Source organism: Nostoc sp. TCL240-02 (assembly GCF_013343235.1).
Lineage (GTDB): Bacteria > Cyanobacteriota > Cyanobacteriia > Cyanobacteriales > Nostocaceae > Nostoc.
The window spans coordinates 7,246,497-7,263,761 of record NZ_CP040094.1; the positions used below are offsets into that span (position 1 = coordinate 7,246,497).

Below are 17,265 nucleotides of genomic sequence, written 5' to 3' on the forward strand. Positions count from 1 at the left end.
GGTATGGGGCATGGGGTATGGGGCATGGGGTATTGGGCATGAGACATTAGTTATTAGTCCAATGGCCAAGGACAAAGGACTAATAACTATTAACTTACCCAGCACTATTACTTTTTTTGTTGCCAAGCTAAAACTTTTTCTGTTTCTGCTAGGGCTGGACTGATGCCAAACCAGCGCCCCAGAGGGTCACGATATTCGAACAAATACATACTTCGTAGTAAGCTTTGATAGTCAGACTCACCTTTAACTCTCTGTTGTTGAACTACTTCAAACAATAATTCCCACTGGGATTCATCAATAGCTAATAGCAGATCGTCTCGGTAGTCTTTAATCACAGCTTCTAAGCATTCTCTAGAAAAAGGTGGATCTTGTCGTTGCAGGCAGCTATAAAGTAAACCTAATAAGTTACGAATATGGCCACCGCTAACGCGACATATCCGATCTAAGGTTTGGGAATGATCGAATAATTCTGTAATTAATAAAAGCCTTTCATTCAAAGGAACTTCTGGAAAAGCTCTTGCTAAGACTAACTGGCGTACTAGTGACATCCCTGGTTCGTAATCACTGCCATCTCTTTGCCGCACTAATACCATCGGCAGTACTTTTGGTGCAATCCCTCCCCCCAGGCGATTTTTGAGTGTTTCATACTCATTGGAGAAAATTAGTGTTAGCGGAATTGTGTAAACTAGATGGCATTTGAGTCGACGTAGCTGTTCACCTCGGTCGATAAAGAGATATTCTGGTTGCGATCGCCCTGATGCTAAGGGACGCATATCGACTCGATCCAAATTATCTACGATCACTACCAGTCCTTTTTGACCCCGCAGCTTTAACTGTTCAATAGCCCTTTCTAAAATTTCTTCGTTAATCGCTTGCAAAATACTATTGGTACGTGGTTCCAAATATTGCCTCAGTTGATTCCGCATCTGAGTGCTATCTTTGGTTTTGGCGGTAATTTTGGCAATACCCAAGGATAATTCTGCTTGTCCAGAAAGCTCTATGGGGCTTTGTAGAAAATCGCCTACTTCTTTAAACAAATTGGTAAAGTAACCACCTTTGAGTTTGATGTTAATACCTTCTAAACTGGCACTAACTTGACGGGCTACACTCAGCAAAATATCGCTGATATCAATATCAGCCATGTCTAAGTCTTGACTGGACTCAAAATAAACCACATGAAATCCTGCCAATTCTAGTTCTGTTTTGAGGCGCTGCAATTCCGTCGATTTACCGCAGCCAATGTGACCCGTAAATAACTGACAGGTTGGCTCATCAGGAGAAATCCGAACTATAGTGCGTTGCAATTCTTCGACAATCTTGCAACCACGGACATCAGCAAAATCTATGTAATACTGGCGATCTAACACGTTGCTTATATTAAGCGTGTAGCTTGGGTTACATGCTTTATAAAAACGTGACAAATTGAATGTCGTTTTCATGTATGTATAGGTGAATGTAGACGCGTGTGTAGATGCAGTTAACTCGTATTTTTTATACAAATAATCTCTAACTTTGATGTAGGCACACAATTAATTCGCAAGTTGGTAGTGTCTTGCAAAAGACAGCACTTATTACAGGATTACTGTCAGTATCTGTCAGTAGTATGATAGAGATTTAATTGACCCTAATAACCTTAAACATATCTGTCCTTTTTACACCTACTATTGAGGTTTTGACAATCTCATAGCTTTTCTTTAACCTGACACAAACCTTGATGACGGAGTTAATCAGTAAAAAAAGCTACTCGATTATATTATTCCCTGTTTGTATAGTTGATGAGACATGACTAGTATGAATTATAGCAATCTATACAGAGACAAAGGAAGAATTATTTATCACTTCACATTCTATTTGTCAATAAAACAAAATCAGAAATATTTAAATTAAGATTTTGTAATCTTTAAAGAAAAAATGTTTTATGTCCCTTGTCAAAAAGACAACAGTGAGTTAAGAATGGACACCGGAAACTTTAATAGGAAGGATGACTAGAGACTACGTTCGTTGTGTACTTACTGTAAAGTGTTACTAAAAATAAAAAAAGTCTTGAGGAGAGCGGCTAACAGATGCCGACAGTGTTTACTGAAATTAATAATGATACAAGCGCGTCAAGGAATTTGGATTGTAACCAGAAAGGGGTTTGAATGGCTGGCATAATATCAGTTTCCCGCACGGATCTAGCGCAGCGTCGTAAAAAATTACGTCGGCGACGGCAGATGAGAATTATTCAAGCTATTTGGCGAACTTTTGCCATTACCGGTTTGGCAGGTGGATTGCTGTGGGTAGCAGTTCAACCAGTATGGGTGTTAAAAACTCCCAAACAAGTAGTGATGAAATCAGGCAATCAATTACTCTCAAATGAGACAACTCAATCCCTATTAGTGTTATCTTATCCCCAATCTTTGTGGCGGATTGAACCAGCAGCGATCGCCAACTCTTTGAAAAAACAACCAACTATTGCCCAAGCGATCGTGAGACGCCGCCTGTTTCCTCCCGGATTAAACATCGAAATCCAAGAACGAGTCCCTGTCGCAATTACTCAAACAGCAAGTGGGGCAAATCAGGGCACTGGCAATAAAAAAGTCACAATCGGCTTACTAGATGCAAGTGGGGCCTGGATACCTTTAGAAAAATACACATCACTGAATCCCACTAGGAAATTACCCAATCTCAGAGTAATTGGATCGCCCAAACAATACTGTCTCAACTGGACTCAAATTCATCAAGCTATCAGCCAAAGTACTGTGAAAGTAGTGGAAATTGATTGCCAAAATCCAGCGAATTTAATTTTGAAAACAGAACTAGGAAATGTGCATCTTGGCGTTCCAGGTTCCCTGTTGTCTGAACAAATTAAGGTACTCGCCCAAATGCGCCATTTATCAGCGAAACTCGATTCTGGTCAAATAGAGTATATTGATCTGAAAAATCCCGATTTTCCCTTAGTACAAATGAACCAAAAAGATCAAAAATTAACTCCCAAAAACCCTAAAAATATCTAGCGTGTTTAATGTATTGATAGCTCCTAGTAAATTAAGAAGCTTTATGCTGATAAATATATTTATTATTTTCAGTTTTCCTGCAACTCGCGCGAAAATCGGCATTAACTTCTAATTAAAATGAGAAGATCAATCATGAAATCTCTCTTGTGAGTAAAACACTCTCAAATTGTTACCCTAACATCTAATAGTAGGGTGCAAGATGTCTGACAATCTAACTTAGGTCTGTTGAGGATACTCCAAAGACAGTTTACTGAAGTTCAAATCTGTAACTTAAGGTACTGCCAAATATTGCGTAAAGGCTACTTTTGGGCAATCAGTTTGGACTATTCTGTACCATATTTCTTAATTGGTTTACGAAACCTCTAGGGAAATCTTGATTTGTTGACCACACTAGTGAGGGTTCTCGTAAGATAGACTATTGCTCAAACAAAGTGTCCATTAAGACCCCCCAAACAACAAATTAATCAGGTATAGTCTGACAAGTAAATTCTTGCTTACTTCAACCTTAAGAATAAGTAAGTATCAGGTAAATTTTGTGTCTAAAGTTGCAATTATCCCCAATGGTGAAACCTATTAACAATATTATTGAGGCAGATAAGATGCGCTGTAGTGTGTCTTTAGAAGTTATGTTCTCCGATGAGAAGAATGAAGAGATTAATGTCTGGTTGAAGTTATACAGATCACTTTTGGATAAATATAGGTATACTTCTCTAGAATTGGCTGTGCAATCGGCTGCATTAAAAGCTGATCTCATAGCAAATTTTCATACCGCCAATTCTGTTAGGCTTGGCAGTAGTGAAAACAATAAAGAACAGTGCCATAGTATTGTGGCAGTGTCAAACTATAGTTGACTCTTAAGTGAATAGCACCTGGAAAAGTCGTTTATCTACCCTCTCACAAATCCAATGACACTTGATAATAACCAAGGACTCACCTATAAAAATTCCCAATCTCCGGGACAGCCTGGGTTTTCTCTGGCAGTTAACTCGACCAATCCCTTTAATAACTCTGGGATGAACTTCGGACAAAATCACGATAATAAGAAGATTTTTACGGAAAATAGCCGCATTGGGGAAATTGTTCCTGGTCGGGTTGCCAACATCAAAGTGATTGGTGTCGGTGGCGGCGGTGGCAATGCCGTTAACCGCATGATCGAATCTGATGTCTCTGGTGTAGAGTTTTGGTCAATTAATACTGATGCCCAAGCTTTAACTCTGGCAGGCGCTCCCAGTAGATTGCAAATTGGACAAAAGCTAACGCGGGGCTTAGGAGCAGGTGGTAATCCTGCCATTGGTCAAAAGGCAGCGGAGGAATCACGAGACGAAATTGCTACAGCTTTAGAGGGTGCAGACCTAGTATTTATCACAGCTGGTATGGGCGGTGGTACAGGAACAGGTGCAGCCCCAATCGTGGCAGAAGTAGCCAAAGAAATGGGCGCTCTCACTGTTGGGGTAGTCACACGTCCATTCGTTTTTGAGGGTCGCCGCCGCACCAGCCAAGCGGAACAAGGGATTGAAGGCTTAAAAAGTAGGGTAGATACACTGATTATTATTCCTAACAACAAACTACTGGAAGTTATCCCCGAACAAACACCTGTGCAAGAAGCTTTTCGCTATGCAGATGACGTGTTGCGTCAAGGGGTGCAAGGTATCTCTGATATCATCACAATTCCCGGTTTGGTAAATGTTGACTTTGCTGATGTCCGAGCTGTGATGGCAGATGCAGGATCGGCATTGATGGGAATTGGCGTTAGTTCTGGAAAATCTAGAGCTAGAGAAGCAGCGATCGCAGCTATTTCTTCACCATTACTAGAATGTTCTATTGAAGGTGCTAGAGGAGTTGTCTTTAATATTACAGGTGGTACTGATCTTACTTTACATGAAGTGAATGCAGCCGCAGAAGCAATCTATGAAGTAGTTGATCCTAACGCCAATATTATTTTTGGGGCTGTAATTGATGACAGACTCCAAGGTGAGGTCAGAATTACTGTAATTGCCACCGGGTTTACAGGTGAAGTGCAAGCTGCGGTACAACAAAGCGTAGCTAGCGTTCGAGTAGCACCTAATACCTCCAAGCGACCAACAACACAACAACCCGCAGTTAATCCTCCAACCTCAACTCCAAATTCAGCTCCAACTCCAACTCCAACTCCAGAACCAAAAGAAAAACCTGGATTGGATATACCTGACTTCTTGAGAAACCGACGAACACCACGGAATTAAAAGATTTTGGATTTGAGATTTTTAGATTAAATTAGCAGTCTCAGGTTAGGCTGAGTGCTGTATAAAATCTGTTAGTTTCAGGGTTTACCAAAAGCAGGGATAAGCAATCCGTTGCCATCCCTAATTTTGCTAATTGGTAAAGAAATTTGTTAACGCTACTTATAGAATTAACTCGGGCAGGGTTCTGCTGGCTCCCATGTCTAGCTTTGCTTTTGGAACAAATAAATCAGAAGACCTGCCCAACTAGGAATGATTAAATGTAGCCCGTCGTAGACATTGTTACATCTACCATTGCGATTCATTAAACTTATATTCTGTATAAACAAAGCTATATGGGCAAGTTGCCCACGCAAGCACCCGAAGTAATGCTGTTTTCTGGGAAATAGGACACCAAGTCAAAATAATTTACATTTATCAATGAAGGCAAGAGGCAGAATGAAAACCGTCTGTACTTTAGAACTGCCTTCACCGGTAGATAAGACCATGACTGAACTCTAGTTCAGTGGCTTCAAATCAGCAGAGGATTTGACCCCTGCTGATTTACTCTTCCTGCCTCCTTCAATTCAATGACTGTTCAATCCATTGAATAACTTGATAACCAAGGTTAGTACCATCTAGGCGATCAATTTCACGAATTCCCGTAGGACTGGTGACGTTAACTTCAGTTAAGTAGCCACCAATAATATCTATACCCACAAAAATTAAACCGTCTTGGCGTAAGCGTTCGGCTACTTGGGTACAAATTTCATGTTCTCTTGGGGTAATTTCAGTTTGAGCGACTGTACCACCAGTGGCCATATTATTGCGAAAATCAGTTCCGCTAGAGAGGCGATTGAGCGCACCAATCGGTTCGCCATTGAGCAGGATAATGCGTTTATCTCCTTCTTTTGCCTCCGGTAGATAGGTTTGTACCATTACTGGCACTCGACCTTGGAGGGTACTGAGTTCGACAATGGAGTTAAAATTGCGATCGCTCGATTGTAAAAATAAAATTCCTTCCCCGGCTTTGTTTCCCAGTGGTTTGATAACTGCTGCCCCCTTTGCTTTGACAAATTCTCGGATAAACTCTTTATCAGCACTGACAATCGTTTCTGGAATTGCTTTGGCAAACTGGAGAGCATACATTTTTTCATTTGCCCCTCGAATACCGCTAGGACTGTTAATCAGCAGAGTTTTGTTTTGGTCAACATAATCCAGAATGTAGGTGGCATAGAGGTAAGAATCATTGACAGGTGGATCTGTCCGCATAAATACGGCATCCATTGTCTCTAAAGAAGTTAAGGAGGAATCGCTCAACTTATACCAAGGATTCGCCGCTATCCAGCGTCTCTCCACCAACTGCACTGGTACAAGTTCGACTCGCTGTAGGACAGCCCAAGCTTTACCCTCCACTACACTCAGCAGATTTGCTTGAGTTACCCAAACTTCGTGTCCCAGGATTTGCGCTGCTTCAATCAGGGCAATGCTGGTATCATGACACGGGTCAAGCAGATGGATCGGATCAACGATAAAAGCCAGTTTCACCCTTTATACCTCAATCACCAAAAAATTAAATGGTTGTTCAATTATTATCTCTTGCTGCTCTCACCAATTGACGTATATTTGTACTACTGAGTAGAAACTGGAGGTTGACAGATATCGCTTTTGCGAGAAAGAAGTTTGTCAACAGAGTTGTAGCGACTGCCCTGTAATTTGCAGCGGCTTGTCGCTAGTGCAATATCTTCTAGACTTACACGGAAGTTAGTAGCTCATCTAGCTTGCCTTGACTGTCTAAAGCGTGGATATCATCACAACCACCAATATGGTCATCATTGATGAAAATTTGCGGTAAAGAGCGCCTTCCATTTGCTCTTTGAGCCATTTTATTTCTGGCTGCTTCATCTCCATCAATGCTGTATTCGGTAAATTCAACACCCTTACTCTTCAGCAAACTTTTGGCACGGATACAAAACGGGCAAGTCCTCCAAGTGTAAATTTCTACTTTTGCAGCCATAATGTCCTCAACTTGATTTAATACTTTTTAATTTTAGAACGTTGCAACTGGCTGTAGGTGTTCTATAGCGGTTATCAGTCTTGTGAGGTACAGTAGCAGCAGTGAGTAAACCAACCCAGCAAATTCTCTATTGTCACTTCTGCGAATGCCGTATCTAATGCCTGGAGTAAATCAGGGTATGTCCTTGCACCGATGCGACGGAGAATGTTCTTAATCTTGGACCAACAATTCTCAATCGGTGAAAAATCGGGAGAATAGGGGGGGAGATAAATGAGATGAGCGCCAGCAGCGATGAGCAAAGCTTCAAGTTCATCACTTTTATGGATTGAGCAGTTATCCATGATCACCACTGCACCAGGCCAAAGTTTGGGTACGAGCTTTTGGGCGATGAAGGCATCAAAAGTCAAAGCATCGATAGAACCTAAGCCACTCCATTGGGTGAGCAGTCCTTTCAAGCTAATTGCACCAATTACCGAGACATTTTTCCCTTTGCGGTTGGGCTTTTGAGCATAGGCCTGAAAGGCCAGGCAAGGCGCGGGCACATTTGCGGATGAAGGACAGATTAACTCCCGATTCATCTAAGAAAATCAGCTCTTCGACGGGTATCCCCCTCAAGAGTTTCCAGTACTCAAATCGGGCTAGTTGGACTTCATCACTACCTTTTTTGTGAGGTGGAGACTTTTTTTTTGAGGTTGAGGTGAAGTTTCCAGCGAACCATCCGATTCACCGTAGCTACCCCAATTAAGACCTCTGTTTTCTCGTAAAGTCGTTCCCGCAATTCGCTTAACGTCGCATCGGGCTGTGCTATGACGAGTTGGCGCAGGATTTCTAACTGTTCAGCATTCAACTTTGTTGCTGTCTGCTCAGTCCGCACCTTGGGGCCTATCATCCCCAATTCTCGATGGCGTTTGAGTAAATTTTGCACAAAACTTAAGGTGACACCAAAGTTTTTAGCCAGTTTTCGTTGGGAAATGTCACCGCAGGCATAAGCATCAACTATTTTTTGACGCAAGTCGAGAGAGTAGGCTTTCATCACCACCAATTATCAGTAGAATTGCTCTCTCCTACTGTACTGAAGTAGACTGATAACCGCTATATGACGTTTTGACTTTACTTTCAGAAGTGTCTAACTAAATTCAGTTATTGGTTTCGCTCAGTTCCTTCGAGATCCGCTACACTTAGCTAGCTTTTTGTGCAGAACTATGCAAAACGAAAAATCGTTGAAAAGCCTAGAAAGAATGCAAGCTTTGCAACGATTTATAATTATTAGTCTATTTACACCATGTTGTAGTTAATCAATTTTTACAGAATATAGGGGACGCACACTTGACTTTCTAAAAAAACAGTATTTCCTTTTATGGAAGTATCTGGTATTTCTCAGTGCTGAAAACTAGAAAACTGTCACTTAGGCTACTACTAAAGATTTTTTCCTCACCACTTTCAATGCACCCACTGCAAATAAACCAAGGGCGGCTGTTGTCCCAGGTTCAGGTACTTTTTTTGGTGGAGGAGGTGGAGGACTATAATAATTCCCTTGTGCTTTTATAATGCTAGGCTCACTTAAAGCGGTGCCATATTGGAAGCGAACACTACCAATTTTGCTTATATCAAAGTTAGTGGGCAGTCCTGACAAAACAAACGTGGCCGAATTGTCAACAAAACTTCCCCCTTTAACTGGTGAATTTGCATTAGCATTGTAGCCGTCAATAATGCCGTAATTTACTTGCTGCTGTCCACCAATGCCTTGAAAAATACCCAAGCCGGCAGTACCTAAACCGTAATCTTGGGTTACTCCATTAGTAAGTCCTGCGGAATTAGTAGTAGATGCAAATGCCCATTCTTTGCCATTAGGAGTATTGAGAAGATTTACATTATTTGTAGTGGTAGAGGAGTTGTTTTGAGTGACCGTTGCAGCTGTTGCTGAAATTAACGATAAGTTTAAGGGAGATCCAGCATAGTCCCAAAAGACTGATGTAAGAACATCAGAAGGGACTGAAACATTTTTCATGTTCGTCAGAGTCACTGTCAACTTACCTGGATTGAGTAAGTCATCAAAGACAACTGATGATGCCAGAGCATTCTTTGATGCTGAGTTAGTTCCTGTGACTGAGAAAGTCATAGAGGCTGCATCTGCTTGGGAAATCTGTGAAACTGTCACCACAGCTAATGCTGATATACAACAGACTGCATAACCCGCTATTTTCTTGGAATATGGTTGAGACACGCGATTGAAACTCCTTTTCTTTTTATTGAGGATATTTAAGACCTCTCAAAATAACTTTTTTATGGAAGTTACCAATGTCTAAATTTACACAAATAAATAATAATTGTCTACGTTGTTTGTCGAGGTTAGCTAAAAATTTAAATTTGAAATTATCAATATATTTTTTATAAATTAATGGAAATTTTCAGTATTTACACTTGATATATTTTTTTAATTAGAATTGTCTCTATTCACGCTGAATAATCAATATTTTGTTTCTCGATGTTATTACTTAATCAACAGATTTTTAGGAGATATTGATTATTCTATGAGGAAGAGTTGTAGGTTGAATAGAGTGCAGCGTTACCCTGGATAAAACCAGCCTGCATTAGGTATCTCACGCCAATCTACACGAGTAGATATTTTAATTTTTCACTAAGTACATGAGCTAAATTAAATATAGGACTCCTATTTGATACTTGAAAACATACTGAGGATGAAAAGCCAGCTTTATCAGGTTTTATTTAAAATATTGTTCAAAATCAGATTTTATTTTTGAAAAAACTCACTAGAACTTAAAAAGGCTTTTTCTCTACTTCCTACTCCCCACTCCCTACCTATCTCGTTTGCGCTGCGCGAACAAAAATCAGATAGGAGTTATAAAACCATTGTACTGATGTCAATACGCTTGGGTTAAGCAAAGCGCAACCCAACATTTCTGGGACTTTGTTGGGTTGCGCTTTGCTTAACCCAACCTACGCAGTTTAAGTTTTTTGGCGCTAACCCAAGCGTATTGGTACTAGTGGCGTGGCAAGGCTAAAATGGTGCGTTAAAAATATCTGGAGAATTACAGTTTAAAAGCATAATTCAACTTTTCTACTCTTCTTTATAAAAATGCAATAAATAAGGGAAGGCGATAAATTGCCTTCCCCAAAGTTAAATATTCACGACACTAAATATAAAGTGCTAACACTGAATTAGTTACTCAACATTTACCTACTGTCAACTGCATATTCAATCAGTTGAGCAAGGCGGTGACGTAGGGTTTCTAATCCCAAGCGCTGACTCGCTGAAATAAATACCGCTAAGGGAAATTCTTCTCTAGCTAAAGCCAGTGTCTCACTATTTGCTTGATCGATCTTGTTAAAGATAACTAACGCCGGACCAGGAGTTATTGGCATTTGCGCTAAGATTTCTCTGACTGAGCGAATATGACGCAACCAAGCTGGATGAGACAAATCCACTAAATGCAGTAGGGCATCAGCTTCTGTGACTTCCTCCAAGGTGGCGCGGAAGGCATCCATTAATGATACAGGCAGTTCGTGTATGAACCCTACCGTATCTGTAATCAGAATTTCTTGATGTTCATTTGTTTCGCCATAAGGAATCACCAAACGGCGCGTCGTAGGATCGAGAGTGGCAAATAATTGGTCGGCTGTATAAACTTCTGCATTAGTGAGAGCATTCAGCAAAGTGGATTTACCAGCGTTGGTATATCCAACCAAAGCCACTGAGGGAATTTCTCGATGCTGCCTTCGTTGGCGTAACCGCGAACGATGTGCCTGCAATTGGTTCACTTCTTTTTGCAGTCGGGAAATACGTTGGCCAATGGCACGGCGTTCTGTTTCCAGTTTTGTTTCACCAGGACCACGAGTCCCTATACCACCACCCAATCGGGACATGGTACGACCTCTACCAGCTAGTCGCGGTTGCATGTATTCTAACTGTGCTAGTTCTACTTGCAATTTCCCAGCACGGGATTGAGCGCGTTGAGCAAAGATATCCAAAATTACTTCGGTGCGGTCAACTACCCGGATACCAATCTGCATTTCTAAGTTGCGGACTTGGGAGGGTGAGAGGTCGCGGTCGAAGACGACAAGATTAACTCCTAGTGTTTGGGCAGTTAGGGCAATTTCTTGCACCTTACCTTCACCAACTACTGTTTGGGGATGAATGCGCGATCGCTTTTGTTGTATTGTCTGTAATACATCTCCCCCAGCAGTATCAACTAAACGTGCCAATTCTAATAGGGTGTCTTGGAATTGTAGGGGAGTCATCTCACTCGTCATCAGCCCCACAATTAGCACGCGATCGTGGTCAGCATCTACTTCCTGGGCAATAAATTCGCGCTGGAATTCTGCTTCTAGATTTTCTACCAAGTCTACTAAATCTTGGTCTGCCAAATCATCCAAGCCCATAGGTGGCGATATATTCCAACTTGGGGTTTGAATTTGGCTTTCCCCTACTTTGAAAGCAGCAGGACTAGTAATCAGGGTGCGAGACTCTTGGGGTATTAGATGAGCTAGATAAGCTTCTTTAACATACCCAGTTGCACCGCCGCCCCGCCGTGTAAATCCTGTTCCAGTAATGTTTAGGACAACTAGGGCATCTAAACGTTGTAACGCCATAGCCGTAAGTGCCGCTTCATTTGGCGGTTCTGGCTTCAGATGGGTGGCAATACAACGAATACCACTGAGTCGTTCTGCACCGTAACGGGGCAATTCCATCGGTGGTATTTGCGTTTGACGTGGTGTACCTACCCCAACGCGAATCACTTGTCCGCGACGGTTGATGTAGGCGCACACAGGCTGATTGACTTCTGTGCTAATTGCTGCCAGACGCTGGGAAAACTCAGGCGTGGTGATGCGATCGCCTGGTATACGCTGGTGATACAGCCGCTGTAGTTGCTTCAGCTGGCTGGACTTTAAACCTTGGAGATTTCCGTAGATAGTTTCTATAGGCGTTTATGACCAGTAAATGGCCCCCCAAATCCTTCTTATGTCTATTTTACAACAGGGTTTAGGCTCCTATCTATATCTTGTGAGGGATGCATTGGGAATTTGTCACTTATAGTCTTGATTTTAAGCTATTTTGGTGGTACGCGTCTAGCAATGTTAAACCAATAACATAGCATTCCGCGATCGCTTCACTGCGGTTTGTAATTCTTCCGATAGCCAGCTATCAAATTGAGGATAAACTGGCGATCGCGCCGCTAATTCCCATCCAGCAGGCTGTAAAATATTTCTCAATGCCTGTTCTTGAATATGGGGATAATCAGGATTCACTTCATCTTTTGGCCCAATTCCGCCCAAATCTCGCGCACCAGCTTCAATACAAGCGAGTAACCAGCAATCATCCTTAACTAAATTCGGCGGAATTTGAATAGTAATATCTGGCAGTAAAATCTCACGGGCTTTAGCAATTACTTCTGGTAATTGATGGGGATCAAAAGGAGGTGCATCAAAAGTTTGCTGATTTCCTGGACTATGAGGTTGCAGGATTACTTCTTGAATGTGATGGTAATGTTGGTGCAAGTTAGATATAGCTTCTAAAGTTTCCCACCAATCATTAACGGTTTCTCCGATTCCCAACAGTAACCCAGTCGTGAAGGGAATTTGTAACTCTCCCGCCCATTGCAATTGTTGTAAACGCACTTCTGGGAATTTACTCGGTGCGTGCCGATGTACGCTATTTAACAATGTTGGCGTTAACTGTTCCAACATCAATCCCATCGAAACATTAACACCCTTAAGTTTTTGCATTTCATCAAAACTTAGTGGTCCTACATTAGTATGTGGTAAAAACCCCATAAAGAGCGCTAATTTGCACAAATCATAAATTCGCCTAAACCACACCTCACGCCTTGGTGAATGGGGATGAACTTCACCACTGAGTATAAGGATTTCACAGACTTTTTCGCTTTGAAGTAATTTTAAAATACTTTCTGCATCTGAAATACTCATCCAGGGACTTTTACCCGGTTCACTACGAAAGTTGCAGTAACTACACTGATTAAAGCATTCGTAAGTTGGAACGATTGTATAAGCAGGGCTATAGGTAACAAGACGAGAATTATTAATTCGCATAATTAGGATAATCTAAAAGAATGCCTTGCTCAAACTATATAGATTACCGTGTGACTATTGTTATTATATTAATATTAGATAAACAACAACTATTTTGTTTTATAAATTTCTGGTAACTGCCACCAAGGAATATGGGGATACTCATGATGTTCCTTGTGATAGCCAAAATGATAGCACGTAATAAAAGACCACCAAATTGGACGGGAAATTGTTTGCGAACAATGAGGCTGAATATAACCTCCAATGGGTTCGCTATGGGGTAGAAAAGTACCAAAATAAAATAATTGAAATGAACTTAAAATCGAAGGAATGACCCAGAAGTTTGTTAGATTAGCATGGGGTATATGGAGGATATGATTAGCAAAGTGATAGATAATAGTCAGTGCAATGATTTGTCCCCAACTCCAGTAACCCTTCATGAAATGAAAATACCACGCGAAGAAATTTTTGTATTTCCCATTATGAAAATCTGGGTCTATTTGGCTTGCTGGATTGTGGTGGTGTATCCAATGTTTTTTTAATAATTTTTTATATGGTAAAAGACCATATAAAGATAAGGTTAATGTCCCAATAAAATGATTAATTTTGGTGTTCTGGGGAAAGACTACCCCATGCATAGCATCATGAGATGTAATAAATAATCCTGTATATAAGAATGTTTGCCAAAGTATACTAGGCAATAGCATCCAAAATGTTAACTTGGAGATGTCAAGAGAAAGTAATAAACTCAGGCTAATGACCCATGTAGCAACAATAATCGTAGCAATTAAAATTGCCTTGAACTGAGATTTATTTTTCCCTGATGGGGTCGATTTTGGCTGATGACTGTGTGGTTGCTCTAATTGAATCACGCTTTTACTCCGCCTAGTATTCAGATGAAAATTCCTAAAATATAGTCACGATAAAAAGCACTAACTACCATCAAGAAAACTCTATTAGTGGTCAGTGTTTTGAATTAGACAGTGCGAATACTCTAATAATATGTACAAACATTAAGATACTTTAACTATTATTACACAAGCAACTGCTATTCTAAAAACTGTTTTCGCTTGAAAGCTTGGGTGATATGAGCGACGACAGTGTTCAACCTGGTATATCCAATAACCAGGGTCTTCTCTTTACTCCTTTGTAATTAGTCTGTAACAAAAACACTCAGATTAATGGGGAGTAAAGAAAATGAGTACCGATGCAGACTGCACTAGGCTGTAGCTTGCTGTTAAGAATAAGAAGTCACAAGTGATGGTTGGTTCGGCGAATTTCTCGCAAGCTTTGTATCGCTTGTTTCCTGATTTGATAAAGTGGGTTTCACGCCAAGGGTTGAAGAATCAGGATAATTAATTTTTGCTATTAACCCAAGTTGTATTGTGACTCACATTCTCGTTTAGTCGCATAATGGCGATAGCGAAACATTGCTTCTAATTGGGCTTGCACTAACCAACCACTGACAAATTCAACTGTTCCTCCACCAGGCATGGAGAAGGAAATAGCATCAGTTAGTCTAGTTTTGCCATTTTCCGGTTCAAATTCATGTCGATGTACCCAATATTCAAAGGGACCAGATATTTGTTCGTCGGTAAATAAGCGATATTTATCGCATTCAGTATGACGCGCTAACCAAGTTAATGGTAGTGGGCCGAGAAAGAGGCGAAATTCTGTAATAGCGCCCACATTCAGTCCCCCTTCACGACGAACTACTTGGACTGGCTGCCAAGGTGGATTCAGTATTTGCAAAATATCTGGCCTTTCATGAAATTTCCAAACTACTTCTGGTGAGGCATTAATTACTGAAGAATGTTTAAAGTGCAGCATGGAAAGAAAAACCTAAAATTCAACTTTCTGATTCTGTATCAATTTCGATATCTAGGGTATCTTCATCAACCCTTACATACAAAATATTTGGGTTACAGCAAACTTGACAATCTTCTACATAAGATTGCTGCCCTCCAGCACTCAAATCAATAAAAGTTAAGTTCGGTTCACCGCAATAAGCGCAGTAATACTCAGCTGTGTTTTGCATCAAGTTTTTGGGATTGGGTATTGGGTATTGGGTATTGGGTATTGGGTATTGGATATTAATTTTTAATTCCTAGTTCCCAGTCCCCAGTCCTTAGTCTCTAGCCCCCAGTAACGGCTGTAGTTCTTTTGGAGATGGGTTGATATAACTCTTAGCATCAGCCAAATGCTTTAGTAGTGTAGACTGTGGCAGAGGCCCTTGCAAGTGACTCCAGGGTAATATTTGGTCTGTAGACCAATCAGCGTGGACGTAGAAATCTAAGTCAGGGATTTGTCCTTTGAGTTGTTTGAAAGCACGTTTGTAGCTACCCAAGGAGTCGCCAAAGTCACGAGTCAGTTGCAGAAGTTGGGACACTCTGCGATCGCCTCTCGACAACAAAGCTTGTATAATCGACCAATTATAACTTTCTGGGCGAAACTCTATCCCCTGCGGTTTTAACTGCTTTTGCAAAAACTGTAACCGCTTTTCTGCTTGGCGGTTCACCCCAAACCATTGAAATGGCGTATGTGCTTTCGGTACGAAGGTGCTGCATCCAAATGTTAGGCGTAATCCTGGTACAGCTTTTTTGATATTACGCATCATCGCCACGGTTTGGTCTAAATCTTCTGCTTCTTCACCGGGAATTCCTGCCATTCCGTAGAGTTTCAAGCTTTTTAATCCGCCAGCTTTGGCATTTATCGCCGCTTGGATAATTTCGTCGTTGTGCAGCTTTTTGTTGATGATTTGCCGGATTTTCTCAGAACCACTCTCTACTGCAATGGTAAGCGATCGCGTGTCTCGTTTTGCTAAAGTTTCTGCTAACTGGACTGTTACGGTATTGGTTCGCACTGAGGCAATACTGAGACGAACATCATCATACTTTGGCTGACTTATATAATGTAGCAAAGCTTCAAACTCTGGATGCTGAGTTACAGAAGCCCCCAATAATCCTAGCCGATTTGTGACTTCTAAACCTTTTGCGATCGCTGGAATTAAGGAATCTTCCAGACTGGCTGTTCTAAAAGGCAGTGTGAGATAACTTGCCAAACAAAAGCGGCACATTTCTGGACAACTTCTCACCACTTCCACCATGTAAATATTTTCCCATGCGGCTTTTTCGGTGACTACAGTCGAAGCTGATAGAGTATTTCCCCGATAAGTCTGTTTTTGCACCACTGCGGGAATTTCTGGAGAAATCGGTTTAATTGACTTTATTGCACCATCTCTTGTGTGGTATTCGACTTCATACAAACTGGGAATATAAATTCCTGGGATTTGTGCAAGTCTTTTGAGTTGAGTTTGTCTAGAAGCATTTCTTACTTCTTTGTACGCCTCAATGAAATTTCCCAGTAGGTTTTCGCCATCTCCCAGTAAAATTACATCAAAAAAATCTGCAAAAGGTTCTGGGTTAGCTGTGAGAACGGGACCACCACCAAAAATTATCGGATGATAATCATCACGAGAAGTTGCTTGAATAGGAATTTCTAAAGATTCCAGCAAATTTAAAATATTCACATAATCCAGTTCCCAGGAAATCGAAAATCCCACAATTTCTGGCGTTCTGGGGAGTTGTTCGTGAGTATCTGTAAACAGGCGACTCACCTGCACATCATCACGCATTGCCAAGGTTGCCCAAACTACCTGATAGCCAAGGCTAGTGATACCTACGCTATATTCATTGGGAAAGGCGAAGATTATGGGGATAGCGTTGGTGTCTTGGCTGGCGGGGGTGAAAAGGAGGCGTTCAGAGTCAAATACAGATGTTGTCACAGGCGTTTTTTAGGGGGTTTGAATAATGCAGTTTCATAGAATTCACACCTACAGAAGCAAAACTCACCTTTATGGGTTTCATTTGAGTCTGCACCGGCTGACGAGAGTTGCTGTAAGTAGGTTGGCGCAATTAAAGCTAACTGGCAAGAGCTGTCATTTGTCCTTTGTCATTAGTAAGGACTTTAAGACTATTTACGTTTCATAACATAATTTGGTTTATTT

The 17,265-nt window shown here is 41.1% G+C and carries 15 protein-coding genes and 1 pseudogene; 4 read left to right on the forward strand and 12 right to left on the reverse strand.

Going from position 1 to position 17,265, the window contains the following annotated elements; genetic code table 11:
• Nucleotides 1–107 precede the first annotated feature (107 nt).
• Nucleotides 108–1,439, reverse strand: coding sequence for a P-loop NTPase fold protein (locus FBB35_RS31055; protein ID WP_174712821.1), 1,332 nt, complete (start codon nt 1,437–1,439; stop codon nt 108–110).
• A 702-nt stretch (nt 1,440–2,141) separates the two neighbouring features.
• On the opposite strand from FBB35_RS31055, the gene FBB35_RS31060 reads away from it, so the two are divergent.
• The 3 genes from FBB35_RS31060 to ftsZ all read left to right on the forward strand — a co-directional run bounded on the left by FBB35_RS31060 (nt 2,142) and on the right by ftsZ (nt 5,218).
• Entirely contained in the window at nt 2,142–2,996 is an 855-nt protein-coding gene (locus tag FBB35_RS31060) for a cell division protein FtsQ/DivIB (protein ID WP_174712822.1), read from the forward strand.
• 560 nt (nt 2,997–3,556) lie between these two features.
• Nucleotides 3,557–3,847 carry a hypothetical protein gene (locus FBB35_RS31065; RefSeq protein WP_254625740.1) on the forward strand — a complete coding sequence of 97 codons (291 nt, stop codon included), beginning with the start codon at nt 3,557–3,559 and terminating at the stop codon, nt 3,845–3,847.
• Between the two features lie 54 nt (nt 3,848–3,901).
• On the forward strand, nt 3,902–5,218 hold the full coding sequence (gene ftsZ, locus FBB35_RS31070) for a cell division protein FtsZ (protein ID WP_174712823.1): 1,317 nt from the start codon (nt 3,902–3,904) through the stop codon (nt 5,216–5,218).
• A gap of 558 nt (nt 5,219–5,776) precedes the next feature.
• Here ftsZ and gshB read toward each other — a convergent pair.
• The 8 genes from gshB to crtW form a co-directional block, all read right to left on the reverse strand.
• Nucleotides 5,777–6,742: a glutathione synthase gene (gene gshB, locus FBB35_RS31075; RefSeq protein WP_174712824.1), complete on the reverse strand. Its 966-nt coding sequence runs from the start codon at nt 6,740–6,742 to the stop codon at nt 5,777–5,779.
• Between the two features lie 205 nt (nt 6,743–6,947).
• Nucleotides 6,948–7,211: a glutaredoxin 3 gene (grxC, locus tag FBB35_RS31080; RefSeq protein WP_114086110.1), complete on the reverse strand. Its 264-nt coding sequence runs from the start codon at nt 7,209–7,211 to the stop codon at nt 6,948–6,950.
• Between the two features lie 74 nt (nt 7,212–7,285).
• A complete protein-coding gene (locus FBB35_RS35240; RefSeq protein ID WP_254625738.1) occupies nt 7,286–7,789 on the reverse strand; it encodes a transposase in 504 nt (167 codons plus the stop codon).
• 77 nt (nt 7,790–7,866) lie between these two features.
• Entirely contained in the window at nt 7,867–8,244 is a 378-nt protein-coding gene (locus FBB35_RS35245) for a transposase (RefSeq protein WP_254625605.1), read from the reverse strand.
• Between the two features lie 372 nt (nt 8,245–8,616).
• The gene (locus tag FBB35_RS31090) at nt 8,617–9,435 is read right to left on the reverse strand and encodes an XDD4 family exosortase-dependent surface protein (protein ID WP_254625741.1); all 819 of its coding nucleotides are present in this window, start codon (nt 9,433–9,435) and stop codon (nt 8,617–8,619) included.
• 971 nt (nt 9,436–10,406) lie between these two features.
• Nucleotides 10,407–12,152: a GTPase HflX gene (gene hflX / locus FBB35_RS31095; protein WP_174713837.1), complete on the reverse strand. Its 1,746-nt coding sequence runs from the start codon at nt 12,150–12,152 to the stop codon at nt 10,407–10,409.
• 156 nt (nt 12,153–12,308) lie between these two features.
• Nucleotides 12,309–13,280, reverse strand: a complete 972-nt coding sequence (cofG, locus tag FBB35_RS31100) for a 7,8-didemethyl-8-hydroxy-5-deazariboflavin synthase subunit CofG (RefSeq protein WP_174712825.1) — start codon at nt 13,278–13,280, stop codon at nt 12,309–12,311.
• Nucleotides 13,281–13,369: 89 nt separating this feature from the next.
• The gene (crtW, locus tag FBB35_RS31105) at nt 13,370–14,131 is read right to left on the reverse strand and encodes a beta-carotene ketolase CrtW (RefSeq protein WP_174712826.1); all 762 of its coding nucleotides are present in this window, start codon (nt 14,129–14,131) and stop codon (nt 13,370–13,372) included.
• 361 nt (nt 14,132–14,492) lie between these two features.
• On the opposite strand from crtW, the pseudogene FBB35_RS35250 reads away from it, so the two are divergent.
• A pseudogene (locus FBB35_RS35250) lies at nt 14,493–14,618 on the forward strand (oxidoreductase); the annotation flags it as partial.
• 9 nt (nt 14,619–14,627) lie between these two features.
• Here FBB35_RS35250 and FBB35_RS31110 read toward each other — a convergent pair.
• The 3 genes from FBB35_RS31110 to FBB35_RS31120 all read right to left on the reverse strand — a co-directional run bounded on the left by FBB35_RS31110 (nt 14,628) and on the right by FBB35_RS31120 (nt 17,043).
• Nucleotides 14,628–15,089 (reverse strand): SRPBCC family protein, encoded by a 462-nt coding sequence (locus FBB35_RS31110; RefSeq protein ID WP_174712827.1) that lies wholly within the window; start codon nt 15,087–15,089, stop codon nt 14,628–14,630.
• A 19-nt stretch (nt 15,090–15,108) separates the two neighbouring features.
• The gene (locus FBB35_RS31115) at nt 15,109–15,297 is read right to left on the reverse strand and encodes a CPXCG motif-containing cysteine-rich protein (protein ID WP_012411100.1); all 189 of its coding nucleotides are present in this window, start codon (nt 15,295–15,297) and stop codon (nt 15,109–15,111) included.
• Between the two features lie 90 nt (nt 15,298–15,387).
• Nucleotides 15,388–17,043 (reverse strand): radical SAM protein, encoded by a 1,656-nt coding sequence (locus tag FBB35_RS31120; protein ID WP_174712828.1) that lies wholly within the window; start codon nt 17,041–17,043, stop codon nt 15,388–15,390.
• Between the last annotated feature and the right edge of the window lie 222 nt (nt 17,044–17,265).

Excerpts from the sequence above, each read along its gene's own strand:
- FBB35_RS31115 (WP_012411100.1), bottom strand. The coding sequence starts at position 15,297 with ATGCAAAACACAGCTGAGTATTACTGCGCTTATTGCGGTGAACCGAAC.
- FBB35_RS31060 (WP_174712822.1), top strand. The coding sequence starts at position 2,142 with ATGGCTGGCATAATATCAGTTTCCCGCACGGATCTAGCGCAGCGTCGT.
- FBB35_RS31110 (WP_174712827.1), bottom strand. The coding sequence starts at position 15,089 with ATGCTGCACTTTAAACATTCTTCAGTAATTAATGCCTCACCAGAAGTA.
- FBB35_RS35245 (WP_254625605.1), bottom strand. The coding sequence starts at position 8,244 with ATGAAAGCCTACTCTCTCGACTTGCGTCAAAAAATAGTTGATGCTTAT.
- cofG (WP_174712825.1), bottom strand. The coding sequence starts at position 13,280 with ATGCGAATTAATAATTCTCGTCTTGTTACCTATAGCCCTGCTTATACA.
- grxC (WP_114086110.1), bottom strand. The coding sequence starts at position 7,211 with ATGGCTGCAAAAGTAGAAATTTACACTTGGAGGACTTGCCCGTTTTGT.
- FBB35_RS35240 (WP_254625738.1), bottom strand. The coding sequence starts at position 7,789 with ATGAATCGGGAGTTAATCTGTCCTTCATCCGCAAATGTGCCCGCGCCT.
- FBB35_RS31055 (WP_174712821.1), bottom strand. The coding sequence starts at position 1,439 with ATGAAAACGACATTCAATTTGTCACGTTTTTATAAAGCATGTAACCCA.
- ftsZ (WP_174712823.1), top strand. The coding sequence starts at position 3,902 with ATGACACTTGATAATAACCAAGGACTCACCTATAAAAATTCCCAATCT.
- FBB35_RS31065 (WP_254625740.1), top strand. The coding sequence starts at position 3,557 with ATGGTGAAACCTATTAACAATATTATTGAGGCAGATAAGATGCGCTGT.